9 protein-coding genes and 1 pseudogene are annotated in these 8447 nt (G+C 50.0%); 7 read left to right on the top strand and 3 right to left on the bottom strand.

Going from position 1 to position 8447, the window contains the following annotated elements; all coding sequences use genetic code 11:
* Window positions 1-13 precede the first annotated feature (13 nt).
* Window positions 14-466 (top strand): hypothetical protein, encoded by a 453-nt coding sequence (locus ACYX4K_RS07670; protein ID WP_475092700.1) that lies wholly within the window; start codon window positions 14-16, stop codon window positions 464-466.
* Window positions 467-515: 49 nt separating this feature from the next.
* Here ACYX4K_RS07670 and ACYX4K_RS07665 read toward each other — a convergent pair whose 3' ends face one another.
* From ACYX4K_RS07665 to ACYX4K_RS07655, 3 genes and pseudogenes are all read right to left on the bottom strand, one after another.
* Entirely contained in the window at window positions 516-752 is a 237-nt protein-coding gene (locus tag ACYX4K_RS07665) for a SymE family type I addiction module toxin (RefSeq protein ID WP_475092701.1), read from the bottom strand.
* 76 nt (window positions 753-828) lie between these two features.
* Window positions 829-921, bottom strand: a pseudogene (locus ACYX4K_RS07660) (helix-turn-helix domain-containing protein); the annotation flags it as partial.
* A 193-nt stretch (window positions 922-1114) separates the two neighbouring features.
* Complete coding sequence (locus tag ACYX4K_RS07655) at window positions 1115-2110, bottom strand: transposase (protein WP_475092702.1); 996 nt, start codon at window positions 2108-2110, stop codon at window positions 1115-1117.
* A 208-nt stretch (window positions 2111-2318) separates the two neighbouring features.
* Between ACYX4K_RS07655 and ACYX4K_RS07650 the strand changes: the two genes are divergently transcribed.
* The 6 genes from ACYX4K_RS07650 to ACYX4K_RS07625 all read left to right on the top strand — a co-directional run bounded on the left by ACYX4K_RS07650 (window position 2319) and on the right by ACYX4K_RS07625 (window position 8447).
* Window positions 2319-3131: a sigma-70 family RNA polymerase sigma factor gene (locus ACYX4K_RS07650; RefSeq protein ID WP_476178811.1), complete on the top strand. Its 813-nt coding sequence runs from the start codon at window positions 2319-2321 to the stop codon at window positions 3129-3131.
* 102 nt (window positions 3132-3233) lie between these two features.
* Entirely contained in the window at window positions 3234-4304 is a 1071-nt protein-coding gene (locus tag ACYX4K_RS07645; protein WP_476178810.1) for a tetratricopeptide repeat protein, read from the top strand.
* Complete coding sequence (locus ACYX4K_RS07640; RefSeq protein ID WP_476178809.1) at window positions 4304-4564, top strand: flagellar biosynthetic protein FliQ; 261 nt, start codon at window positions 4304-4306, stop codon at window positions 4562-4564. The genes ACYX4K_RS07645 and ACYX4K_RS07640 overlap by 1 nt, the downstream gene beginning before the upstream one ends.
* Window positions 4565-4566: 2 nt before the next feature.
* The gene (locus ACYX4K_RS07635) at window positions 4567-5334 is read left to right on the top strand and encodes a flagellar biosynthetic protein FliR (protein WP_475092706.1); all 768 of its coding nucleotides are present in this window, start codon (window positions 4567-4569) and stop codon (window positions 5332-5334) included.
* Entirely contained in the window at window positions 5335-6387 is a 1053-nt protein-coding gene (locus tag ACYX4K_RS07630) for an EscU/YscU/HrcU family type III secretion system export apparatus switch protein (protein WP_475092707.1), read from the top strand.
* The gene (locus ACYX4K_RS07625) at window positions 6369-8447 is read left to right on the top strand and encodes a flagellar biosynthesis protein FlhA (RefSeq protein ID WP_475092708.1); all 2079 of its coding nucleotides are present in this window, start codon (window positions 6369-6371) and stop codon (window positions 8445-8447) included. Before ACYX4K_RS07630 ends, ACYX4K_RS07625 begins: the two co-directional genes overlap by 19 nt.

The raw sequence follows: 8447 nt of genomic DNA, 5'->3' as shown, positions 1-8447 counted from the left end.
ATGAGAGAGGCTTATGAGAGACCTAACGGCTGAAGAAAAAGCCGAGTTAGAAAAAAGAAAAGCTGGGTTTGATGCGTTCCGAGAGGAACGCATGCCTGTACTACATAAATTTGCTGAAATATTAGGGTGCCCAAATCCGCATGAAATATTAATTATGCCTGATAAGTTTCTGCCCTATATCAGCAAGTATATGGAGGAGCAAAATGTGGAAGGTGATAATCGAACTTGGTTGTTGACAAGGATCGGTTATTTTATTGGGGAGTTACTTGTCAGTAAATTTGATGGGTGCTGGATGGTCGATGAGATGATTGAGTCAGACTCTTTCTCAAGATATGTAATAGGAGAGTTTGGTTATTCTGAGCCCGAGAAAGTAATCGACCCATTTCTATTGGCGCAAGTGTATGTTGATACTCCGCCCCCTAGAAATTTAGTTGAGCAGCTGGATGCTGTAGCAAAGACTTTTTAATGAAAATAACAAAGCCCAGCTATCGAGCTGGGCTTTTACGTTATACGGTTTATTGTTCGGTGGTCAGCACCAAACAGCCTTCCATGACTCTGACCGTCACCGGCGTATCAATGGAAAATCCTGCTTGATCTAGCCAGTGCCCCTTGAGTTGCAGCCAGGGAATAGGTCGAGCGCCTGAATTGGGCGATTGCTCCTTGAGCCGGTAGTCATAGTATGTCTTGGTGACTTTAATTTGCCGGGTTGCTTTAGCCGAGCGTGAAGCTGGCTTATGATTGTCTCTAGTCATAATAACCTCTCATACAGGTTGTTGTGATTAGCTGGCCTGTTGGGTTGCAGCCCGTCAGGTCAGCGCCTTCAAAATATTATCCGGCTTTACCTAATTGGTTGGCCGTATGCTTCAAGATCATGCCATCAATAATCGATTGAATGGCGCGTTGATCATCTTCTGACATCTGGCCGGAAATAAAAGGACAGCCATAAAATGGAAGATTGGTTTTCCGCTGCCTGCTTTGGCCTTTGGTTTTTTAGTATTTTCACATGGTGAGGTTATCGCGAGGAATTTCGCCGGTGTTCGGTCAGTTTTGGTTTTGGAGGCGAGCGTAAACTTCGCATGGAAAGTGCGATGAAGGTTTGCTTGTCCGGAGGGGTTTATATTTTAAGATGGACTCGAGGTGAAAAGTATTGCTCACACTCGCGAATGCCATGTGCCCAACGTTTGCCAAGCTGCTCACAGGCAGCACGAACCGTGTGGCCCGTACCAACCAGGGATTTAAAGCGGCTTTCAAAGTTTTTGTTCAAGTAGGTCCAATGCCGGGGATCAATCTGCAAGCGCTCAAGAATAGGTGGTAGTTGTTTACTGATTGCCCCGCGTTTGTCATCGCGAAGGCATCGTCCACTCCAATCCACCAGCTCAATATAATCCTGCATATGAAATGGCAGTCCTACGGGCATGGGCTCTCTGGGATTGCCAACAAAAGGAAACAGGGCGGAAGGCTGTTGCGCGCTTCTCGCGGTGATAATACGCTGCTTTATGGAGGTGTGATCAGACTCCTCCGGTGTCTCCGCCATTGTTGCCCGGATCGGATTGAGGTCCACATAGGCCATGCAGGCTGCAAGCGCTCTCTCATCGAGCAGTGCTTGGGACTTAAACCGTCCCTCCCAAAAACGACCCGTGCAATGGTCTTCGCGGTTGGCCTCTCGGGCAATCGATTCATTCACATAGCGCATAAACCAACTGATGTCAGCAAGCCGTGATCGCCAAAGCTCGGCAACCTCCCTAAGCCGTGCCAGCTCGGCGGAATCCAAATTATCGCCGCTAACAAAACGTTGCGACAGGGCCGAGCCTTTGCACAACTGGTGCCACCGTGAAACAACCTCAAGCAAATCCCAGTCACCAGCTTGTTGCAGATTGATATGCAGTACTACATGGTAGTGGTTACTCATCACTGCATAGGCACAGATATCCAGCGCGAACACTTCAGCAAGTTCGAGTAATCGCATTTCGACCCACTGGCGCCGGTGCTCAAAACATTGTCCGGTACGCTCGTCCCGGCCACATAGAAAGGCTCGACGTACGCAGCGGGAAACACAGTGATAGTACGGTGTAACCTTCGGATCGATCAGGTTTATACGCGGTTGTGTCATGGTTGTGGTCAGTTAGCTGTATATATAAACAGCATCCTGCCTCAGCCCGAGTTAGAAGCAATAGTTTGGCGCAAACTACTTTTTCTTTGGTGGGTGCCCTCTTTCTTCCCTTGTCTTTCCTTTCTTTCGTCACTTCAAGATGCTGGTATTACATGAAAGTTTTTTGTGACCATTGTGACAATTGTGCTTTTCCATTCTCTTGACCAGTTTGCCAAATTCACAGCTGTTGGTTGTAAATCGTTCGATTTGCTTAAATTGTTTTCTCGAATGTCCGGGTAATCACGGTTTTGATCACATTTTCATACAAATTAATACTGACTTATTTGTCACATTTTGTATTCATTGTATTCTCCCCGCCAAGATAAATTGGGCGCCATTACCGGTGGGAGAACAAGAAAACGCAATCAAACTTTGGAGGCAGTGGGAGCAGGGGAAAGGCGGTGCTTTTCGAGATGCGCTGGTTTTACACTACCTGCCTTGGGGGGTATCGGTAGCGTTTTCTTTGATGAAGGCGTTCCCACCAAACTTAGTTCCCCATGACGATATTCGCCAGATCACTGCGGTCGCCTTGCTAGAATCCATCGAGCGTTTTTGCCCGGATAAGGGTGCACCGTTCGAAGCTTTTGCGCGAAAGCGTGTACGCGGTGCCTTGTTAGACGAGGTAACTGCAGCAAATCGGCAGGCTTTGAATACTCCGAATCCAGAGCTAGGTGGACGTCCATTTACTGCACTGGTGGATCAGCTCGATGTGATGGTCATGGAAATATTGCTGAGTAGTATGGGCCCGGACGCTGCGCCCATTTACCCGGACTTTACTTGCAAAAGTGAAATGCACACGGTGTTAAACGATGTGATTTCCCGATTGAGCGGACGCGAGCAGAAGGTGATTGAGCTCGCGTACTTTCACGACCACAGCAATCGGGAAGTAGCTCGTGCGTTGAGTTTGTCAGAGGGGCGAGTCAGTCAAATAAAAAAAATGGCGCTGGACAAACTGAAGTACCAACTAATAACAGAAATATAACCGGTATTTTGCCGGTGACGAGAAAAGCTAGTGAGCAATATAGAGATACAAGAAGGTTTGCAAAGACTGCGGAGGTTTTGGGAGCAGGATAGGGCGAACCCGATGCTTACGCAGGATTTGCTCTCGAAATATCTTGAGGTCGGTGCCCTGGATCAGGGACGGGCGTTTGTTGATGCTCTCCCTGAAGAGGTTTTGGGGTTTCCTCAGGTTTCCCATTCCGCGGGCTTGTTATGCCTCGCTGTAAATGACTATGACCAAGCGGAGTTTTGCTTCCGCTGGGCGGATGCGAAAGCGCCCGGTCAACTAGCGATTCAATACAACTTGGCTTACGCATTGTTTCAACGGCGCCAGTATGTAGAGGTAGTAGCGCTTCTGCTCGGCATAACCAAGCCGACAGCGGAAGTGCTCGTGCTTAAGGCCCGCGCACATCACCACTTGGGAGAACTCGACCAAGCGATTGGTGCGCTCGAAGCCTCCATTGCAGAGAGCGCCGATTCCCAAATAAGCGGACTCCTGGCTCTTATTTACAACGATGCAGGTGACCGTAAAAAGGCTTTAGAGCTCGCGGAAATGGTTATCCAGCAGGAGCCTCACCAATTTGAAGCACTACTGGCAATGGCCGATGCTTATACCGCATTGCAGGCGTACACGGATGCGGGGCATTGGTGCGATCTGGGTTTAAGAGAATACCCATGTGTTGGGCGTTTCTGGGCGATAAAAGGGCAGTTGCAACTCGCTGAGTTCGATTTTACTGAGGCCAGAGTAAGTTTCACAAAAGGCGTTGAGTTCATGCCAGAGCATATTGGTACATGGCACTTGCTTGGCTGGTGTGAGGTTTTGCGGGACGACTTGGATGCGGCGCGGCACGCATTTGAACAGGCTTTAGAGTTAAACAGAAACTTTGCAGAAAGCCATGGTGGCTTGGCAGTTGTCGATGCGCTACTAGGTAATTGGGATGCTGCACAACAGGCCAGCAAGCGCGCACTGGGGCTCGATCGCAGCAACCTATCTGGTCGTTATGCGGAGGCTCTCTATTTCGAGCATCGGGGCGAGGCGGGAGCTGCAGAACAGTTGCGCCAAAAACTGTTTGCAACACCCACTGGGCAAAAGGTAGAAAGCAAGCTGCCAGAAATGGTGCAGAAATATCTCGCCAACCGTAGTGAGCAGCAGTAGTGGAACCGGATACGGCTATGCGGCTGATGGCGTCGATGTTGGAAGTTGCCGCATGGATGAGTGCGCCGGTGCTGGCTGCGGCCCTGTTTATCGGGCTTTTGGTGTCAATTTTTCAGGTAGTGACGCAAATTCAGGAAATGTCACTTACCTTCGTTCCCAAAATTATTGGTGCGGTGGTCGTACTGATTCTGATGGGTAACTGGATACTCGCTACATGGATGGAGTTTGCTGAAAAGTCGATTGGCATGGTGGCAGGTTGACGATGCTGCTGGAATCGCTTTCCCGGCAATCTGCGCTTGTGGTACTGGCCATGGTGCGCCTGGCGCCACTACTTTTTGTTGCGCTATCAAACCCCTTGTCTCGCGTGCCCGCAAGTGTACGCCTGATGTTAACGGCTACCGCGGCCATCGGTTGCGTGCAGTTGTCGCCGCAGATCCAGGTGCCGGTAACCTTGGATTTCGCGGAGTTCCTGCGTGCGGCCTCCATTGAGCTATTTATCGGTACCGCCCTGGCCGCTGGATTTTTTGTCGGCTCTGCAGCAGTACTGACACTTGCGCGCATGGTGGATATGCAAATGGGCTTTGGTGCGGCCGCGGTGCTGGACCCGGCAACCAATAGCTCGGAATCGATCATTGGCACATTGTATCTGTGGGTGCTTTTTGTATTGACCTTTGAGCTCGGCTTCCATTACGACATTCTTGGGATACTGCTGCTGTCATTCAAGATGCTGCCCATGTTTGGGAGTGGGGTAGAGCTGGATCTTGGTGCATTTACTGCCTATCTGACTCAGCAATTTACCCTGGCGCTGACGATTTTTCTGCCGGTTTCTATAGTGTTGTTGATTTTCGATTTCTGTATTGGTTACCTGGCCAAATCCATGCCGCAAATGAATGTGTATTTTGTTGGCTTGCCACTCAAGATCTTTATTGGTCTTGTGACACTGGTTGTCAGTGTGCGACTGACAGGGGCAGGGCTTGAGCAGATGCTGGCCAACATCCGCGAATTTATGTTGATGGCGGTGGGCCGGTAGATGGCAGAGCAGGATCAGGATAAAAGCGAAGAGGCCTCGCCCTTTAAATTGCGGGAGGCGCGTAAAAAAGGCCAAGTCTCGAAAAGCCTCGAGCTAAATGCCTTCGCAGTGGTTTCAGTGTGCCTGCTTTCAGTTTTGTTGTTTAAGGAGCGGCTTGCAAGTGGTGCAGAGGCGATGTTGCGCACCGTCATCTCGCGCGGGTTTTCGGAGCCAATGGTACCCGGTGCGCCGGTAAGTTGGATGTCATACTTCTTGGGGAGCGTGTTGAACGTTCTCGGACCAGTGCTGGTGACAATCGTATTGGCCGCGGTGTTGGTCAATTTGGCCCAGGTAAAGTTCGTGGTCTCCTCCTTTCCGCTAAAGCCGGACTTTCAGCGCCTGAACCCTGCGGCGGGCTTCAAGAAGCTGTTTTCCCGTAGAGTCTTGTATGAATTGCTCAAGGCAGTATTAAAGATCGGTTTTTTGATTGCGTTTATCCTGCTGATGGGTATACCACTGGTCAAGTGGCTGGTTGGTGGGGTAACGCTACAGCTATCCAGCGTTGGTGGCTGGACCACGGATGTCGTGGTGCAGGTGGTACTGGTGTTTATCCTGATGCTATTGCCCATTGTAATCGTGGATAAGCTCTACACCAGGAGGGACTTCCTGCGGCAAATGCGCATGAGTCGTAAAGAGGTAAAGGACGAGCACAAACGGCTGGATGGGAATCCAGAGCAAAAGAAGAAGCGCAGGCAGTCACAGAAAGAACTGCTGGAAAAAAGCAAAGCGCTGGCCAACGTAAAGTCTGCCGATTTCGTGGTGGTAAATCCTACCCATTATGCGGTTGCGTTGCGCTTTGAGCGCAACGTAATGATCGCGCCAAAGGTTGTTAGTTTGGGTGCCGGTGCACTTGCACTGGAGATTAAGCGTAGAGCCAGAATCTACGGGAAGCCAATTGTTGCTCGGCCAACGCTGGCACGCCAGTTGTATAAGTCAAGTCGGTTAGAGCAGTCAATTTCACCAGATTCCTATCAAGAAGTAGCGGAAGTTTATCAGTGGTTTTACCAACGCTAAAATTACCCCATCAGCTAAAGGCGCTGAAACAACATTATCAGGCAAGCTATCAGGATCTTGGTCTGGTCCTTGCAATGATTGGTATTTTGATGGCGCTGTTTGTGCCCGTGCCCGGCTTTTTGTTGGATTTTCTCATTATCCTGAACTTCAGCTTTGCGCTACTGATGCTGCTTATCACCTTTTACAGTGATAAGCCAATTAAGTTCTCGACGTTCCCGTCACTACTGCTAATGGCAACTTTGTTCCGGCTTGCGCTCAATATTGCAGCAACGCGCCTGATTCTTGCCGATGCCGAGGCGGGCAAAGTTATTGGTGCGATTGGCGAGTACGTCGTGGGTGGTAACTATGTTATCGGCCTGGTGGTTTTCCTGATTTTGGTGGTAGTGCAGTACGTCGTTGTAACTAATGGTGCACAGCGCGTAGCGGAAGTGGCTGCGCGTTTCACTTTGGATAGTATGCCCGGCAAGCAGATGAGTATTGATGCAGACCTGAATATGGGACTCATCGACGAAAAGACTGCGCGTCAACGCCGGAGTGACATTGAGCGTGAAGCGAACTTTTACGGGGCAATGGACGGCTCGACCAAGTTTGTAAAGGGCGATGCGATTGCGGGAATCATCATCATTTTGATCGATATTGTCGGTGGTCTGTCCATTGGTTTGGCGCAGCATGGCATGACCTGGGGAGATGCACTTCAGACGTTTACGCTCCTCACAGTAGGGGACGGCATTGTTACTCAGATTCCCTCTCTGGTTATCGCTGTCGCCACTGGTATTTTGATCACGCGCGCGGCAACGGACGCGCGCCTTGGTGAAGAAGTAGTGACGCAAATCACTGCTAACCCCAAGATCCTATCGTTGATTACTATTGTTCTGTTACTGGTGACGCTTTTGCCTGGCCTCCCAGTGCTGCCACCACTACTGCTGGCTTTTATTTTTGGTGCCGCCACCTGGTATTCACTCTCCACCAAAGAGAAGCAACCTACCCCAGAAACACAGGATGATTCCACGGAAGACGCTGAACCTGAAAGTTTCGCTGATTTACTTCGGATGAAGCCAATCGAATTCCAGTATGGAGCCGAGATCGCGAAGTATGTGGAAGCACAGCGCGATCACCTTGGCGCCCTGTATGAGAATCTGCGCAGGCAAATAGCACAGGACCTGGGTTTGCTCGTACCTTTGGTGAGCTATGTCCCATCAAAAAAAATGGCCGGCAATACCTATAGCATCGCTTTCCATGGCTCTATGGTGGGTAATGGCACATTGTACGATGGACAAAAAATGGCCATATCCCCAGGAGGAAGGCTGGACGCGCTCGATGGCGTGGATGCCCGTGAACCCGCCTACAAGTTGCCTGCCAAATGGATTGATGCAAAACAATACGATCTGGCAAAGCGGGAAGGGTGCACGCTTGTTAATCCCGACACGCTTTTGATTACGCATTTGCAGCAGGCAATCAACTTAAAAGGGGAAGAGCTCCTTACGCGCCAGACTGTTGAGATGATGGTTGACCAGGTTCGTGGCGACTTGTCTGGCCTTCTGGATGAATTGATTCCCAACAAGCTCCAAATATCAGAATTACAGTCCATTCTCAAAGAGTTGCTGAGAGAGGGTGTCTCTATTCGAAACTTTCCTAGAATTTTGGAGGCGATTGCCGAGGCGGTCACCACCAGTAACAACCGTTACGACATTGTGGAAGTAGTGCGAGCCCGCTTGGGATCGCAGATAGTTGAGAAAATTGCTTCCGGCCGCGAGGTGCTTGAAGTCATCTCCATTGCTCCGGATCTCGAAAATACGCTTGTGGCTTCTATCCGCAAGGATGACCGTGGTGGTGTGTTGGTGCCAGATCCATCAATTCTTGATCGCTTGATGTCCAGTATTGTGGAAGCCAGTGATACTGTGATTTCACGCGGTCAGGAGCCTGTGCTTGTGTGCAGCGTTCGACTGCGTAGGCCTTTGTTTGACTTTTGTCGACGTATGCTGCCGTCACTTAAGGTGCTCTCCACTGCGGAAATCATTAGCGACATAAAAATAAATTCTAACCAAATGATTAGGGTGTAG

The sequence above is a fragment of the Microbulbifer sp. ABF4_107 genome (genome assembly GCF_056312215.1).
This window is presented reverse-complemented; position numbering and strand designations above follow the sequence as displayed.